Raw genomic sequence first — 14,267 nt, forward strand, 5'->3', positions numbered from 1 at the left:
GGCGCCTCTCGGCCGGAAGCCCACTCAAAAAGCCGGAACCTGTAGGTTCCGGCTTTTTTTGCATGCCTTCGAAAGATTGAACGATCTCCTCAGTGGGAATCGGCGTCCGCCCAGTCCTTGACCATGCGTACATGCAGAATACAGGCATCGTAGAACGGTTCGCCGGGAACGGTGCGGTAGCCGAGTGATTGGTAAAAGCCTTCGGCCTGGCATTGGCTGTCCAGTACGGCGCTGCGGTATCCGGCTCTGCGGGCCGCCGTTTCGAGAGCTTCCATCAGCAGGCGTCCCACTCCGCGTCCGCGGTAGGCGGCGCGGACAGCCACACGCTGCATTTTGGCCGCGCCGTCCTTGTAGGGAGTGAAGCGCCCCGCCGCCGCGTCTTCGTCTCCAGCGGAGAGCAGAACATGTCCGGCAGCCGATCCGATCCGGTCATAGTCGTCGATCTCCAAGTCTTCGGGCACCTGCTGCTCCTCGATAAAGACCTCCCGCCGCACGGCAAGACACCGCTGCAGCTGATTGTCGGTTTCGATGGTGATTGCGTTCCAGTTGTTCATGGGAAGTCCTCCTGTCCAAGCCGCATAGCGGCCTAATCAAAGATTCATTATAACGAACAAAACGCCGAATATCCATGCGGATTCCGAAGCGGATTCGGCCTTCCGAAAACGGTCGATCGGTTAAGGAAGCCCCGAATCGGTTAATAGGGGAATGAGAAGGAAGAGAGATACAAATCCCCCAAGACCAGAATGAGACAGGAGGAAGTCATCATGACGAATCGAAACATTATCGGTGTATTTCCAACCGAACAGGCCGCACTCGACGCCATTCACCAACTGAAGGCCCAAGGGGTCGGCAGCGACCAGATTACCGTGATTGGCCGCGATCCGCAGCATATCGAAGAAATCAGTGAAGATACGAATCTCAAATCTCCGGAAGCCAATACGAAGCCCGAGGAATCCAAAGGCTTTCTGAACAGTATCCGGGATACATTCTCGGAATCGGGCGCAAGCGAGTTTACGAATGTGGGTCCTTATGTGGCAGCGGGACCGCTGGCCCATAAGTTCATCGGCTCGGATACCTATTACGGCGGCAACGGCTGGAGCGACGATTTCACTTCGCTTGGCTTCACCGCCGAAGAAGCGAAGAAATACGACGAAGCGGTTCAGGCCGGCGGCATTCTGCTGCTGCTCGAAGAATCGGCCGGCGACCTGGGCGCCATTCGCAGTATTCTCGGCACGACTGCGAATACAAGCGAATAGAATACGCAAGACCGAGTACGCTGCCAGAAGGCCGGGATTGTTCCCGGCCTTTTTGCTTTGCGCCGAATGGAGATTTTTTATTACATAAAAAGTAAAAATAGCTAAGCGCATGCAAGTCGGAGACCGATATAAGAGCTATCTTACTACCGACGCGGAGGCCGCAAAATGAAAGACAAGCGAATATTTTATGCACTTTCTGCGGGTTATCTTGTTCTTTATTTCATCTTGTCGAATCTGTACAGGGGGAACGAGACCGCACTTACATGGCTTGGACATTTGAATCTCGTTCCGGTCTTTCTGTGTACAGGCTTGATGTTCTACGTCACGCGCCGATCCCGGCCGAAAGATCGCCTTTTCTGGACGTTTAATCTGGGCAGCAGTCTGTTTTACCTGCTTTCGCTGCTGGTCCTGTTCGTAGATACGCTGTCCGAGGGGACCGTGCTGCCTTCTCCGAGTATCGCCGATTTGTTCTGGGCCGCCCAGGGAGGCTTCATCTTCTTCGCTCTGCTTGCTTTTGTATATCAGCGCATGCAGGGTCTTCGTCTGATTCAATATCTGCTCGATGCTTCGATCTTCATGTCGACCACAACCGTATTCAGCTGGAGCCTGATTATCGCCCCGCTGTTCGAATCTTCGCTGCGGCAGGCGGATCGGGCGGCCGTTTTCTTCAATCTCAGTTATCCGATTATCGATCTGGGCAATTTGTTCCTGGTCAGTCTGCTGCTGTTCGCCAATCAATCGATCGGCAGCGGACGCACAAACCGGAACTTTCTGGCAAGTGTACTGCTGCTGACTGTAGGTGATTCCGTCTATCTCTATATGCAGCTCAATGGCGCTTATACGCTGGGCAGTCCGATCGATATTACCTGGACGGCTTCGCTTCTGCTGCTGACAGCCGCCGGACTCGAATCACTGGGAAAAGAACCCGTCAAACGAAGCACCCGTCTGTCGGCGATGCTGGCAGGACGCACCAGCTGGATACGCCGTCTGCTGCCTTATATCAGTCTGGTGGCGCTGTTTACGCTTATTATTGAAAAACTGTCCGACTTCGGCGTAATGGTGGTCGGCAGCGGATTCGCGGTTCTGCTCATTATTGCGAGACTTATTTTGACCTTTATCGAGAATGATTATCTGCTGAATCGGCTGAGCCATACCGTGGAAGTCAAGGAGCATGAAGCCAATCGCGATTCGCTTACCGGACTTCCCAACCGGAGAAAATTCGATATCGAATTGAAGCAGGCAGTCGAAAAAGCCGGGTCGGAACACACGCAGCTGGCTCTTCTGTTCTTCGATCTGGACCGGTTCAAGCATATCAACGACAGTATGGGCCATACGGTTGGCGATCATCTGCTGCTTGTCGTGGCCGAGCGTCTGCGCGAATACATTCCCGCTTCGCGTCTGCTTGCCCGGCAGGGCGGAGACGAATTCACTGTTCTGGTCGATCCGCTGGACGGCGAAGTCGAAGCTTACCGGACCATTGCGGCGATCGAGGAAGTGTTCAAGAAGCCGGTCACCTTAAACGGCATGGTGCTGTATGTATCGGCGAGTATCGGAGCGGCTTTGTATCCGCGCGACGGATCGACCGCCGACGAACTGATGCGAAGCGCGGATATGGCGATGCACGAAGCCAAGAAAAACCGCCATCAGAAAAGTCTGTTTTTTGAACCTTTGTTCCGAGAACGTCTCGCTTACAAAGTCGAACTCGAACATGAACTTCGCGGCGCGATCGAACGCGGTGAAATTTCTCTGCATTACCAGCTTCAGAAAAATATCCAGCACTGCACGATCGTCGGGGTCGAAGCGCTGATCCGCTGGCACCATCCGATTCTGGGTACGATATCGCCGGTCGAATTCATTCCGATCGCGGAAGAGACGGGCATGATTATTCCGCTTGGAGAATGGGTGCTCAAGACGGCCTGCCTGCAGCAGGTCGAGTGGGAGCGGGAAGGCTTCGGTTCGCTGCGGATGAGCGTCAATGTGTCGCCTTATCAATTCCAGGACGAGTTGTTCGTGGAGAAGATTCTGCACACGCTGCGCGAAACGGGTGTCGATGCGGAGCAGATCACGCTCGAAGTGACGGAGTCGCTGGCGATTCGGGATGTCGAGAAAGTGGCTTCCCAGCTTAAACTGCTGCGCGAATGGGGCATCAAACTCGCGATCGACGATTTCGGTACCGGATACGCATCGCTCAAATATCTGCGTACGTTTGAACCGCAGCTGCTGAAGATCGACCGCTTTTTCGTGGATGGAATCGACATCGAAGCCGAACGCGGAGATATGGTGCGGGCGATTATCGCGATAGGACGGAGCCTCAACATGGAAGTGCTGGCCGAAGGCGTGGAGACGGAGAATCAGCTTCAGTTCCTGCGCTTGGCAGGATGCGACGAAGTTCAGGGTTATTATCTCAGCCGTCCGCTGTCTGCGGAAGCCCTTGAACAGGTACTGAAAAGCCATACTTCGATGAAAGGGGCCGGCTGATCTTCCCGAATGCCGCGCATAGCGAGGCAGTACGCAAGCAGACAGCCCGAAAGACCGCCGATTTTGCCGGCGGTCTTTTCTGTGCAGGAAATCGAGGCACTTTATGCACGGCCGACACGCGAAGAAGGCCGATTCGGATCCGCGCGAGAAAGCCCGGACCCCGCAACAATGCGAAGTCCGGGCTTGGAGCAAAAGGATTAGCGTGCGATCTTCGCCTTATACGCCAGCGAATACTGATCGGCTGCGAGGATGGCGTCGAGTACGTCATCGGCCGTGACCGGGAAAGGCAGATTGTGCGCGGTCTCGCCTTCTTTCGTGGCGGCTTCGGCAACGCGGTACAAATCTTCGTTCGAGACGTCTTTGAGGTGCAGATCTTCGAGCGTGACCGGCAAGTCGAGCTTAAGATAGAAGTCGATGTAGCGTTCGATTTCCTGCAGCGAACGGCGTTCGAGCGCGAGCTGCACAAGCGTGCCGAACGTCACTTTTTGTCCGTGCGTCATGTGGTGGATCTCGCCTTCGAGCACGGTGAAGCCGTTGTGGATCGCGTGCGCGCCGGCGAGTCCGCCGCTTTCGAAGCCGAGTCCGCTGAGGAGCGTGTTCGCTTCGATGACCGCGTCCAGCGCCGGCGTCACGACTTTGCGTTTGACCGACTCGTAGGCGAGCAGTCCGTAGTCGAACAGCGTTTCTTCGCATTTGCGCGCGATTGCTTCCGCCGCGAGCGTCGTCAGGCCGCCGGCCATCGTGGTCGCTCTCGCTTCGATGACGGCGCGGCACTCGACCCAGGTCGCAAGCGCGTCGGCGATCCCCGAAGTGAGGAACAGCGGCGGAGCGCCGGCGATCACCTTGGTGTCGACCAGAATAAGATCCGGGTTCTTTTTGTAGAAAGAATATGCGTCAAAAGCACCTTCGTCGGTATACAGGACGGACAGTGCGCTTGTCGGCGCATCGGTCGAAGCCGTCGTCGGCACAATGACGCAGGCGGCTCCCAGCACATCGTTGACGGCTTTGGCCGTATCGAGCGTTTTGCCTCCGCCCACGCCGACCACCAGGTCGACGCCTTCGCCGAGCTCGGCGATCCGCTTGATCTCGCCGCGAGACGCCTCACCCTGGAATTCCGCCTGCTTCGTCGAGATCCCGGCCGCTTCCAGACTCTTGACGACGCGGTCGCCGGCGATCGGCCAGACGATCTTGTCCGCGATAACGAGCGCCGATTGGCCCAGCGCTTTCGCGTATTCTCCGGCTTTGTCGACGACGTCTTTGCCCTGCACGTATTTGCCGGGGCTGATAAATACTTTTTCGCTCATTGATTTCCAGCTCCTTTCGGATAGCGGCTGCCGCATAAAAGCAGCCTTACCCGAGACCATTACCCGAAAAAACCCCCTCACGACTCGGCAGATCTTTTTCAAAAAAGGTCCGCCGATTTGCAAACTTTTGCGCGTTTTCATTCGTCTTAGAGATGTGTGCAAGAGGCTTAAATAGGCGAAATGCCGAATCGGAGGGATTTTGGGATGAAAAACAAAGCGTATAAATGGATCGTGGGGCTGTTGGCGGGGAGTCTGTTGATCTCGCCGCTGCTGCCGATCGAAGCCGAAGCGGCCGCGCAGACGCCGCCTTCGCTGTCGATCAACGGAGGAACGGCGCAGAGCGGCGAACTGGAGATCCGGGGCGGCCGGACGTACATAGCGGTCCAAGCCGCGTCGGAACGCCTCGGATTCCGGGTCGATTACGATCGCGGTTCCAAAGTCGTCACGCTGCTGCGGCCGGATACGAAGCTGAGCATGAAGCTCGGGCAGGCGGAAGCCGAGATCGACGGCAAGCGTGTCAAAGTCGGAGCCGCGGCGTTCAGTGCGAACGGACAGGTGTATGTGCCGATCCAAGCGCTCGCGACGGCTCTCAAAAGCAAAAGCGGCTGGAAAGCCGAAGCCAAAACCGTTACGCTGAACGATCCCGGCCGTTACGCCATCGACTCGGCGGGCGGACAAACGGCCTGAGTGTCTTTTGCCAAGGGAGACGTTTACTCGCTGGAAGCCGGCGTTCCGAAAAAGCTCGCAGGCGCCGACGTCTCGGGGCTTGATTGGGGAACGGTCGACGTGCGGGCGCTGGGCAGCGGTTCCTACCTGCTCTCGGTCGGACGGGAATATGTTGCTTCGTCGCAGACGGTGCATAACCGGTTCCAGTTCGTCGTCCAAAAAGGGAAAGTGACGAAGCAGGCGCATTATCGGTATTCCGGCATGTACAATACAGACATCTTCGGACCGAAAACGCTCCCGGCGCAGCGCACCTACGTGAGCGACGGCCGGACGGTGCAGGTCGTGGGCGCCGGCGGCCGGGCCGCGGCGGACTACGATCTGGCGAAGCTGACGAAGCAGACCGGACCTTTTATCGTCGAATCGGTCACGGCCGATTATTTGCTCGTGCGAGCGTTCGACACGCTCCAGCCGACCGTGATCGACCTGAACACGGGCAAGTCTTCGCTGCTCTACAAAACGCTGCTCGCACAAGCCGAGCGGGCGGAGTGGGATGAAGTGACGACAGACGTCGGCGAACTGCTGCTGCTGCAATCCAGACTCCGCTTCGTGAAGCAGGAAGGCAATCGGCTGGATTTCACGTATAAAAAGATCGCGTCCGGACCGGATCAGTTCGGCCGCGAATTCAAAGCCAGTTATACGCTGAAGCGGTCGTAAGCGAAATGAGAACCGGGGGCGGCATAGGGACGCCTAGCATCCATTTCGTATGTGCTTCAGATAGAAACGAAGAAGCTGCTCCGCTTCCTTGAGCACTTGAATAAAAGCCCGAATAGGCCGGTGTTCGTTCCGAAAAGGGACGGGCACCGGCTTTTTGTTCTGTCCAAAAAGCAAGCGGGCGGCGGATACGACGAAAAAGCCTCCCCGCAAGGAGGAGGCCGATTGTGATTCGGGTACGGCGAGACAGTACAGCGGCGAGAACACCGCCGAGGCTGTTCCGGCCAGCAGAAGCGCCGCGAAAGCCCAGCCGAAGCTTGGCGCAAGCGCCAAAGCGATCACGGCCGCGACGCGCAGCGCCATGGCCAACAGCAGCGCGGCCGAGACCGCGCGTCGGCTCTGCATGTCTACCCGGCGTTCCGCCAGCCGTACGCCGGCCAGACCCAGCAGCGTGATCGACGCTTCGATCGCGCCAAGCCAGACGGCCGGCGGCCAACCGGTATCGGGCAGGCCGGTTCCGCCTCCGCCGAGCAGCAGCGCCGGCCAGAGACGGTCGTAGCCTTCGGATGCCGCGCCCGACAGCAGCGTGACGGCGACCAGACCGAGCAGCAGCGGGCTGCGGCGTACGACCTTGGCACCGGCTGTCCAGGTGCCGGCCATGTCGCGCAGCGGATTGGAGCGCGCCGCGGCTGCGCGCTGCGGACGGACGAAACCTGTCTCGCGCATCAGGCGAGACAGCAGCAGGCCGAGCAGCAGATAGAGGACGCCGCCGACCAGAAACGGCAGGTTGGGCGAGAGCTGCGACAGCAGGACGCTGAAGAGAATGCCGATCAGGGAGGCGGCCAGCGCGAACCGCTGGCCGCGCAGCATCACGGCGCCTGCGGCCGCTTCACCGGTCTCGTCGACCAGCCAGGCCGTATTGGCACCGCTGACAAACGTCCAGCCGAAGCCATGCAGCATCTGGGACATCAGCAGCCAGCCGAAAGCAGGGAGAATCGAGCTCCAATCGAGAATCCAGACAATGCTGCCTTCGAACAGAAAAGCCGCTCCGAGAATAAACATCCCGATCACGATCGAACGTTTGCGGCTGTAAGTGTCGGCGACAACGCCGGTGATTCCTTCAAACAGCAGGACAGTCAATTCCAAAGCCGTGCCGATCAGCACGAGCTGCAGCGGAGTCAGGCCAAGCTGCGTGATGTAATAAATGCTGTACGTGGTGAAGATGAGACTTGAAGCCAAGGAAGTCAGGGTGTTCATTAACAAATAAACCGTAGATGCCCGGTTGTTCGACAATTCGTTGTCCGCCTTTCGGGCGGCGGACGCGCATGTCCGGCACCGGACGAGGAGCTTGTACACGACCTGGCGGCTGCTTCATCGGATTGTTCACCGAAATTCTTGGCAAACCGCAGAGAAATCGACGAAGCCGCTGACAGGATTCAAGGCGGTGCATGATAAAGGAGAACCCGTAAGGGCTACCGTACCGTCGTCCCTGCCGGAACCGGCGCGTCTGCGCCGCCGATCATGAATGATTGGGAGTGGAATGGCGACTGGGTTTTCGTTTGAAACATTAACACGTGCAGCACCTCCGTCAGATAAGATGGGAACATCATACAAAGATTACAGGTAGATGTCCAGTATGAATACGGTAGACGCCGCAACCAAGAACGCGTATACTGATGCTTATTAGACTACTTTCGTTAAGCATTGTTAAAAGTATGGTTTGCCAAAGGAGGACCCTTCATGCAGCCTGCCCTGCACAGTTCAATCAAGGTCAAGAAAATGAATGAAGAAGCCGTTCGTCAGACGCTGCGGAATCTGGAATCGGGCACCAAGACGCAGATCGCGCAGATAACCGGGCTGAGCGTAGCCACCTGCGGCACACTGCTGGGCGAGATGCTGGAGAGCGGGGAAGCGCTGGAAGACGAACCGGAAGAGTCGAGCGGAGGACGCCGGGCGCGCCGTTACGTCTACAATGCGGATTATTCCCATATGGCCTGTATCTGCGCCGTATATGAAAAAGGAAAGCCGACCCTTCTCTATGCGGTCGCCGATTCGTTCGGCCGCATCCTGGAACGCCGCGCCGAAGAAGCCGCCGCGATCGACGAAGCCGCGATCGATACGCTCATCGGCGCGCTGCTGTCGCGGTACGGTCAGATCAAAGCGGTAGGCATCGGCATCCCGGGATTGGTGCACGAAGGGGTGATCAACATCTGTGACGCGGCCGAACTGGTCGGCGTTCCTTTGGGGCAGCGAATCGAAGAGAAATACGGTGTCAAAGTCACGGTTGAAAATGATATGAATTTGACGGTGTACGGTTTGTACGGACAGCAGCAGTGGACAGAACCCGAAACGGCTGCGGCGATGATCTTCGTACCGGGCTGTTTTCCCGGCGCGGGCTTGATGATCGACGGACGGATTCACCGGGGAAGCAGCCGTTTCGCGGGAGAAGTTTCGTTTCTGCCATTCGGTATGTCGCGCGACGAACAGCTGCACCGCCTAAACGTCAAAGAAACGTTCGTGCCGCTTGCCGCGCATGCCGTAGCGAGTCTGGCGGCGATTGTGAATCCGCGGCTGGTGGCCTTAATGGGCGATCAGGTCGACGCGGCGGATTTGCCGGCGATCCGGGAAATCTGCCTGACCGTTATTCCTCCCGAACATATGCCGGAACTGACGTTTCTGGAAACGTCGGAGGAGCCGTATATGCAGGGACTGATCGCGATGACGCTGGAGAGCCTCTCGTATTCGTTCAAGTTGATAGAAAACAAGCATTAAGATCATGGAAAGCGGAAAGGAAGCATGAAGATGACGCAGCGTACGGAAAAAGAAAAAATGATCGCCGGAGAGCTCTACAAAGCCTGGGACGAGGAACTGACGAGCGAACGCAATCGTGCACGCCGGCTCGTGCGGCAGTATAACGCGACAACCGAGGAAGATGAAGCGCGCCGAACCGGAATTATCCGCGAACTATTCGGTTCGACAGGTGCCAATTTCGGTGTTGAGCCCAATCTGCGCGTCGATTACGGGTCTAACATTCACGTCGGCGAAAATTTCTACGCCAACTTCGACTGCACCATTCTCGACGTGTGCGAGGTGCGGATCGGAGACAACTGCATGCTCGCGCCGGGGGTTAGCCTGTACACGGCGACCCATCCGATCGATCCGTACGAGCGGATCGCGGGACCGGAGCTGGGCAAGCCGATCACGATCGGGTATAACGTCTGGATCGGAGGCCGCGCGGTGATCAATCCCGGCGTAACGATCGGCGACAACGCCGTTATTGCTTCCGGTGCCGTCGTAACCAAGGATGTCCCGGCCGATACGATTGTCGGCGGTAATCCCGCGCGGATTATTCGGAAGATCCAGGTTGGAGAGAAGCCGGAACAGTAGGGGAGTTTACCGGGCGTTTTGATCCGGGCCCGGCTCGGAGAACATCCAAACAGCAAAAAGCCAGGGAGCAAAGCTCCCTGGCTTTTTGCTGAAGCGGTCACCGAATGCCGTGTTCGTAATCGCGGATAAAGGCTCGGCCCGCCGGTCTCAGCCGGGCACATTCGGCGAACGGAATCGCTTCGCCTGCCCGGGTCTGAAGAAAAGAAATGTTGGATGCATAGCCGGCGCGGTCGACTTCCCGAAGAGCCGTCGCAAATTTTTTCTGCTCGATCCCAAGGCTTAGGGCCGTCGGATCTTTTTCCCACTGGATTTCTTTGAGAATCTGGTACAGGAGATTGGGAGTCATGGAATCATCGCCACCTTCCTGAGTGATGATTCCAGTATGATCCTTGTAAGCGTTATCAACAGTGAGGGGGATCACGTTCAACCGGGATAAATCTGGCTTTTCCCACGTTCGCCTGCAGCCGTCCGCCTAGCGGTCCAGCGGCCAACAGCGCAGCGAGAGAATCTTCGCTTCGCCGCCTTCGGCGAAGAAAGAGATGCCTGTCGATCCGGCATCCGGATAAATACGGGCCGTCATCGTCAGCTCGCCGTCCCCGGCAAACACCTCGACCTAAGACCGGTCGATGAAGATCCGCAGCTGCAGGCGTTCCTCCTGCAGCGCCAGAGGCGCCCGGCGTACCCCGCCGGGCCCGGCGCCGGAGCGCTCCCGATCGAGGATCAGCCGCTCCCCGATCCGGTCGTACGCCAGCACCGTTTCCTCGCCGCGGACCGGACCGGTCCGCAGCGCAAGGCCGAATCGAGCCGCCGTGCCTGCGTCGAATTCCACCTCCAGTTCGGCACACCCGCCGGAGACGCCGGCGAACTCGCGTCCGCGCAGCAGGCCGACCGGTTGCCCGGTTTCGTCCGCTGCACCGGCTGCGATAGATCCGCCGGACCGCGAACCGCCGGCTCCGAGCGTATCCATCCCCGCGGTGCCCTTTCGTCTCCGATCGTCTGATCGGCATACCGCACTTCCACGCCGCGCAGCGACTCCAGCTCGGGTGCGGGCCGAACCGCAATCCGCCCGTGTTCAAGCGTCAGCACGCGCGGCAGCGTCATCGCGCCCGCCCAGCCGCGTGCCTGCTCCGGCATTTCGCTCTCCCACATCGCCATCCACGCGATCAGGATACGGCGGCCTTGATTGTCGAGCGTCGTCTGCGGCGCGTAGAAGTCGAATCCGTAATCGAGCGTCCGGAATTCGCCGTGATCCAGAACGCCTGTCTCGTAATCCAGCCTGCCCAATACGTAACCGGCCTGATGCAGATTGCGGTACAGCTCCCCGTCCGGAGCGACGCCCTGCGGCGAGAAGGCCAGTACGTCGACGCCGCTGAGCGGGAACAGATCCGGGCATTCCCACATGTAGCCCAATTTGTCCGCCGGTTCCCGGCCGCCCGCCATGATCGCGACGAACGACCAGTCCGTCAGATTATCCGAACGGTAGAGCAGAACCTGCCCGAGATGATCCTGCGTACGCGAACCAAGCACGCAGTAGTAAGCGTCTTCATGTTTCCACACTTTGGGATCGCGAAAATGAAAAGGGTGAACATCTCCGCCCGGCGCTTCCGCGATCACGGGATTGCTTGCGACTTTCTCAAAATTCGTCCCGTCGTCGCTGACGGCCAGCGCCTGTACCTGAAGCAGATCGGCATCCCGGTCCGGCCCGGTCCAGCGGTTGCCGGTATACATTAGCCACAGCCGGCCGTCTTTTTCGATTGCGCTGCCCGAGAAGCAGCCGTCTGCATCGTAAGCTTCGGAAGGGGCGAGCGCGATCGGAAGCGGCTGCCAGTGCGCCAGGTCGGAGCTTTTGACATGACCCCAGTACATCGGACCCCATTCGGGTGAGAACGGATGATGCTGGTAGAACAGATGATACTCGCCCCGAAAAAAGCAAAAGCCGTTTGGATCGTTGATCCAATAAGCGGGAGCCGCGATATGCCAGCGCAGCCTCCAGGGATCTTCGGCGGCTTCCGCTTTTTTGTCCGCGATCGAGAGTTCCGCGCGCTCAAGCGCCCGGCGATGCGACTGCTGCGTTTCGGTCATCGGGTTGCCCTCCTTTTTCGCTTAAAAGTCGTTCCAGTTCCGTGCGCCCTGGCTCGATTGGCTGCGTTCGCTCGACTGCATGTCTTCCAGCATTTCGATCGCTTTCAAGGTGCCGTACAGCGAATCGAACAGAAGGAGGGAATACTCGTTTTTGTCCATGACAAGATGTTTGAATTTGTCTTTTTCCGCGATAAAAGAAGCGGTTTCTTTCAAGTTCTTGTGCCTGGCCTCCAAATAGACGGCGGCACTGGACAGCCAGAGGGTGATGCTTCGGAAGTCTTCGGCGTTGGCTACCTTCTCGCGAATTTCTTCGCCTTGACGCGTCAATGGGTTCAACTGCATGGTCATCCTCCTTTGGACTCGAATATACTTCCAGTTTAACAGAAGCGGCAGGTATCTCCCAAACCTTATCCATGTTCAGGCAGGTTCCGATATTAGATAAGATCGTTTTCCGATAAAAAGAAAAAGAACAAAGGAGTGGAAGATCATTAAACGACTATCGAAACGCAGCGTTTTTTATGGAGGAGCCTTACTTGTTTTGCTTATGCTTGGCGCCTGCGGAGAACACGGAAGAGAGAAAGAAGTCTACATCCCGCCGCTGCGGACCGGCATCGAATCGGCCGTAACCATGCCGCAGGATCGGGAGGAACCGGATCAGTCGGGGGGCATACCGGAGAAATCGGCGGCTGTCGAAGACTCCCAAGACCTAGCGGGCACGCAGGCGGCTTCCGAGGAAACGGATCAGCCGCTTGAGCAGGAAGACACACAGGCCAGCCGCCCGGTCGAAGAGACGGCTGCCGAGAGCGAAGTCTCTTATTGGAGAATCGACGGTGGCGACGCGAATATCCGCAAAGCTCCCGATTATCATTCCGAGTCGATCCGAATCGGACAAGAAGGACGGGATCTGGAATATTTGCATAAGAAAGTAGAGGATCCGCGCGACTCCAGGATTTGGTATAACGTTCAAAATGATACCGGAGAGATCGGTTGGATCAGCAGCGCGGTCGTGGTCCAGTCGGACGGCCGTTACTTTGCAGAAGGACCGGCGCTCGTATCTGAAGAAAGTTCGACCGCTGAGGCTTCGGTGCCTACCGTCCGCTATTACGCGACCCGTGAAGCCAACATCCGGCAGTCGCCTTCGATCGACGCCGCCACGGTCGGCCAGGCGGCCGGCGGTTCGGTGCTGGAAAGTTTGAACGACCAATCGTATGATCCGTCCGACGGCAGGACCTGGTATTATGTACGGACGCCTTCCGGCGTGGACGGCTGGATCAGCAGCAAAATGGTGACCGGGTACGCGCCTTCTGCCGAGTCGGCGTATGTGCAAGAAGAGACCGGCGGCGTATATTACGAAAACTGCGCGGCCGCCGAAGCGGCGGGAGCCGCACCCGTGTATGAAGGAGAGGCGGGTTACGCCGGTTGGCTTGATCGGGACAGCGACGGAATCGGCTGCGAGATCAGCAGCTGGGATTCCTATGACGGGGGTTCTTCCGATTCCTCCGATATACCGATTTCTTCCGATGGAAACACCGTCTATTTCAAAAACTGTACCGTCGCCAGGGCGGCCGGAGCGGCTCCCGTGTACGCGGGCGACCCGGGTTATTCGCGCAAATTGGATCGGGACGGCGACGGCGTAGGCTGCGAATAGAAGCGCAAGGTGCAAAAGTTGCCGAGCGGGTAGCGAAAGGGGTAAGGTGTAGGGGTACGTAATCGAACGAACAGGAGGCGTGTGCGATGGAAGAAACGACAGTGATCGCGATTCATTTTACGGACGGAGAAGTGCTGGAACTGGGGATTACCGAGGAAGAGTTCGAACGTCTGGACGGCGAGATCACCTCGAATCCGTGGGTCGAAATCGACGGCAACACCATCAACACGGCGACGATCAAGTATTTCTGGTTCTACGAAATTCCGACGGATGAAGAGGCCGGGGAAGAAGTCCTGTAACTTTGGCAGCAGCAAGGAGGCGGACACTATCGCAAATGTTTTTGTGCATTCTCGCGCAGCGGTATGGGATGAATGGAAGAGGCAGTCTCTGACCTTTGACCCGATTCCGACAGAAGACGAATTCATCACGCTAAATGTGGCAGAAGAATGGTATGAGGTAGGCATCGTGCTGCATACTCCGCTCGACCCTGAAGTCGATGCGGAGATTTATATTCAAAAAGTAGACCGCAATAACGTGTATAAAAGCATGTTTAAGTATTGAAGCAGCCGAAAGGCTGCTTTTTTTGCTGAGGAAGAGTTTGTTTGACGCGCTAACGAATCGTGATCACGCTATTTGATCTAAAAACGTTAAACCAGTCTAGGGCGTGTTTTAAAACTAAAGATGGAAGATAAACCGATTTGGGTTTAGGATAAGAACAGAATAAATCCAAAGGTG

At 57.4% G+C, this 14,267-nt stretch carries 14 protein-coding genes and 1 pseudogene; 8 read left to right on the top strand and 7 right to left on the bottom strand.

Annotated features, from left to right (window positions below; translation table 11 throughout):
- Nucleotides 1–89 precede the first annotated feature (89 nt).
- Complete coding sequence (locus tag HRQ60_RS03325; protein WP_172194199.1) at nucleotides 90–554, bottom strand: GNAT family N-acetyltransferase; 465 nt, start codon at nucleotides 552–554, stop codon at nucleotides 90–92.
- 210 nt (nucleotides 555–764) lie between these two features.
- On the opposite strand from HRQ60_RS03325, the gene HRQ60_RS03330 reads away from it, so the two are divergent.
- Nucleotides 765–1,256, top strand: coding sequence for a YflT domain-containing protein (locus HRQ60_RS03330; RefSeq protein ID WP_172194200.1), 492 nt, complete (start codon nucleotides 765–767; stop codon nucleotides 1,254–1,256).
- A gap of 165 nt (nucleotides 1,257–1,421) precedes the next feature.
- Nucleotides 1,422–3,734, top strand: coding sequence for a putative bifunctional diguanylate cyclase/phosphodiesterase (locus HRQ60_RS03335; protein ID WP_172194201.1), 2,313 nt, complete (start codon nucleotides 1,422–1,424; stop codon nucleotides 3,732–3,734).
- 197 nt (nucleotides 3,735–3,931) lie between these two features.
- Here the strand turns inward: HRQ60_RS03335 and HRQ60_RS03340 are convergent, their stop codons facing one another.
- Nucleotides 3,932–5,038, bottom strand: coding sequence for a glycerol dehydrogenase (locus tag HRQ60_RS03340; protein ID WP_172194202.1), 1,107 nt, complete (start codon nucleotides 5,036–5,038; stop codon nucleotides 3,932–3,934).
- Nucleotides 5,039–5,242: 204 nt separating this feature from the next.
- On the opposite strand from HRQ60_RS03340, the gene HRQ60_RS03345 reads away from it, so the two are divergent.
- Together HRQ60_RS03345 and HRQ60_RS03350 are read left to right on the top strand one after the other, a co-directional pair.
- Nucleotides 5,243–5,725 (top strand): copper amine oxidase N-terminal domain-containing protein, encoded by a 483-nt coding sequence (locus HRQ60_RS03345; protein WP_172194203.1) that lies wholly within the window; start codon nucleotides 5,243–5,245, stop codon nucleotides 5,723–5,725.
- Nucleotides 5,726–6,418, top strand: coding sequence for a hypothetical protein (locus tag HRQ60_RS03350; protein WP_172194204.1), 693 nt, complete (start codon nucleotides 5,726–5,728; stop codon nucleotides 6,416–6,418).
- Nucleotides 6,419–6,451: 33 nt separating this feature from the next.
- Here the strand turns inward: HRQ60_RS03350 and HRQ60_RS03355 are convergent, their stop codons facing one another.
- A complete protein-coding gene (locus HRQ60_RS03355; RefSeq protein ID WP_172194205.1) occupies nucleotides 6,452–7,708 on the bottom strand; it encodes an MFS transporter in 1,257 nt (418 codons plus the stop codon).
- 447 nt (nucleotides 7,709–8,155) lie between these two features.
- Here HRQ60_RS03355 and HRQ60_RS03360 point away from each other — a divergent pair, with 447 nt between their 5' ends.
- Both HRQ60_RS03360 and HRQ60_RS03365 read left to right on the top strand, forming a co-directional pair.
- Nucleotides 8,156–9,187 carry an ROK family protein gene (locus HRQ60_RS03360; RefSeq protein ID WP_172194206.1) on the top strand — a complete coding sequence of 344 codons (1,032 nt, stop codon included), beginning with the start codon at nucleotides 8,156–8,158 and terminating at the stop codon, nucleotides 9,185–9,187.
- 30 nt (nucleotides 9,188–9,217) lie between these two features.
- Complete coding sequence (locus HRQ60_RS03365; protein WP_172194207.1) at nucleotides 9,218–9,802, top strand: sugar O-acetyltransferase; 585 nt, start codon at nucleotides 9,218–9,220, stop codon at nucleotides 9,800–9,802.
- Nucleotides 9,803–9,899: 97 nt separating this feature from the next.
- Here HRQ60_RS03365 and HRQ60_RS03370 read toward each other — a convergent pair whose 3' ends face one another.
- The 4 genes and pseudogenes from HRQ60_RS03370 to HRQ60_RS03385 all read right to left on the bottom strand — a co-directional run bounded on the left by HRQ60_RS03370 (nucleotide 9,900) and on the right by HRQ60_RS03385 (nucleotide 12,226).
- The gene (locus HRQ60_RS03370; protein ID WP_172194208.1) at nucleotides 9,900–10,148 is read right to left on the bottom strand and encodes a hypothetical protein; all 249 of its coding nucleotides are present in this window, start codon (nucleotides 10,146–10,148) and stop codon (nucleotides 9,900–9,902) included.
- A gap of 126 nt (nucleotides 10,149–10,274) precedes the next feature.
- Nucleotides 10,275–10,631, bottom strand: a pseudogene (locus tag HRQ60_RS03375) (GH32 C-terminal domain-containing protein).
- A complete protein-coding gene (locus HRQ60_RS03380; protein WP_172194209.1) occupies nucleotides 10,523–11,884 on the bottom strand; it encodes a glycoside hydrolase family 32 protein in 1,362 nt (453 codons plus the stop codon). Before HRQ60_RS03380 ends, HRQ60_RS03375 begins: the two are co-directional and overlap by 109 nt.
- Before the next feature lie 21 nt (nucleotides 11,885–11,905).
- A complete protein-coding gene (locus tag HRQ60_RS03385) occupies nucleotides 11,906–12,226 on the bottom strand; it encodes a hypothetical protein (RefSeq protein WP_172194210.1) in 321 nt (106 codons plus the stop codon).
- Nucleotides 12,227–12,422: 196 nt separating this feature from the next.
- Between HRQ60_RS03385 and HRQ60_RS03390 the strand changes: the two genes are divergently transcribed.
- Nucleotides 12,423–13,532 (top strand): excalibur calcium-binding domain-containing protein, encoded by a 1,110-nt coding sequence (locus HRQ60_RS03390; protein WP_172194211.1) that lies wholly within the window; start codon nucleotides 12,423–12,425, stop codon nucleotides 13,530–13,532.
- 86 nt (nucleotides 13,533–13,618) lie between these two features.
- Complete coding sequence (locus tag HRQ60_RS03395) at nucleotides 13,619–13,831, top strand: hypothetical protein (protein WP_172194212.1); 213 nt, start codon at nucleotides 13,619–13,621, stop codon at nucleotides 13,829–13,831.
- Nucleotides 13,832–14,267 lie beyond the last annotated feature (436 nt).

Origin of the sequence: Saccharibacillus qingshengii (assembly GCF_013185195.1) — a bacterium.
Lineage (GTDB): Bacteria > Bacillota > Bacilli > Paenibacillales > Paenibacillaceae > Saccharibacillus > Saccharibacillus qingshengii.

Coding starts and splice junctions, on each gene's coding strand:
- HRQ60_RS03395 (WP_172194212.1), top strand. CDS start 13,619: ATGGAAGAAACGACAGTGATCGCGATTCATTTTACGGACGGAGAAGTG.
- HRQ60_RS03325 (WP_172194199.1), bottom strand. CDS start 554: ATGAACAACTGGAACGCAATCACCATCGAAACCGACAATCAGCTGCAG.
- HRQ60_RS03370 (WP_172194208.1), bottom strand. CDS start 10,148: ATGACTCCCAATCTCCTGTACCAGATTCTCAAAGAAATCCAGTGGGAA.
- HRQ60_RS03380 (WP_172194209.1), bottom strand. CDS start 11,884: ATGACCGAAACGCAGCAGTCGCATCGCCGGGCGCTTGAGCGCGCGGAA.
- HRQ60_RS03330 (WP_172194200.1), top strand. CDS start 765: ATGACGAATCGAAACATTATCGGTGTATTTCCAACCGAACAGGCCGCA.
- HRQ60_RS03345 (WP_172194203.1), top strand. CDS start 5,243: ATGAAAAACAAAGCGTATAAATGGATCGTGGGGCTGTTGGCGGGGAGT.
- HRQ60_RS03335 (WP_172194201.1), top strand. CDS start 1,422: ATGAAAGACAAGCGAATATTTTATGCACTTTCTGCGGGTTATCTTGTT.
- HRQ60_RS03340 (WP_172194202.1), bottom strand. CDS start 5,038: ATGAGCGAAAAAGTATTTATCAGCCCCGGCAAATACGTGCAGGGCAAA.
- HRQ60_RS03365 (WP_172194207.1), top strand. CDS start 9,218: ATGACGCAGCGTACGGAAAAAGAAAAAATGATCGCCGGAGAGCTCTAC.
- HRQ60_RS03360 (WP_172194206.1), top strand. CDS start 8,156: ATGCAGCCTGCCCTGCACAGTTCAATCAAGGTCAAGAAAATGAATGAA.
- HRQ60_RS03385 (WP_172194210.1), bottom strand. CDS start 12,226: ATGCAGTTGAACCCATTGACGCGTCAAGGCGAAGAAATTCGCGAGAAG.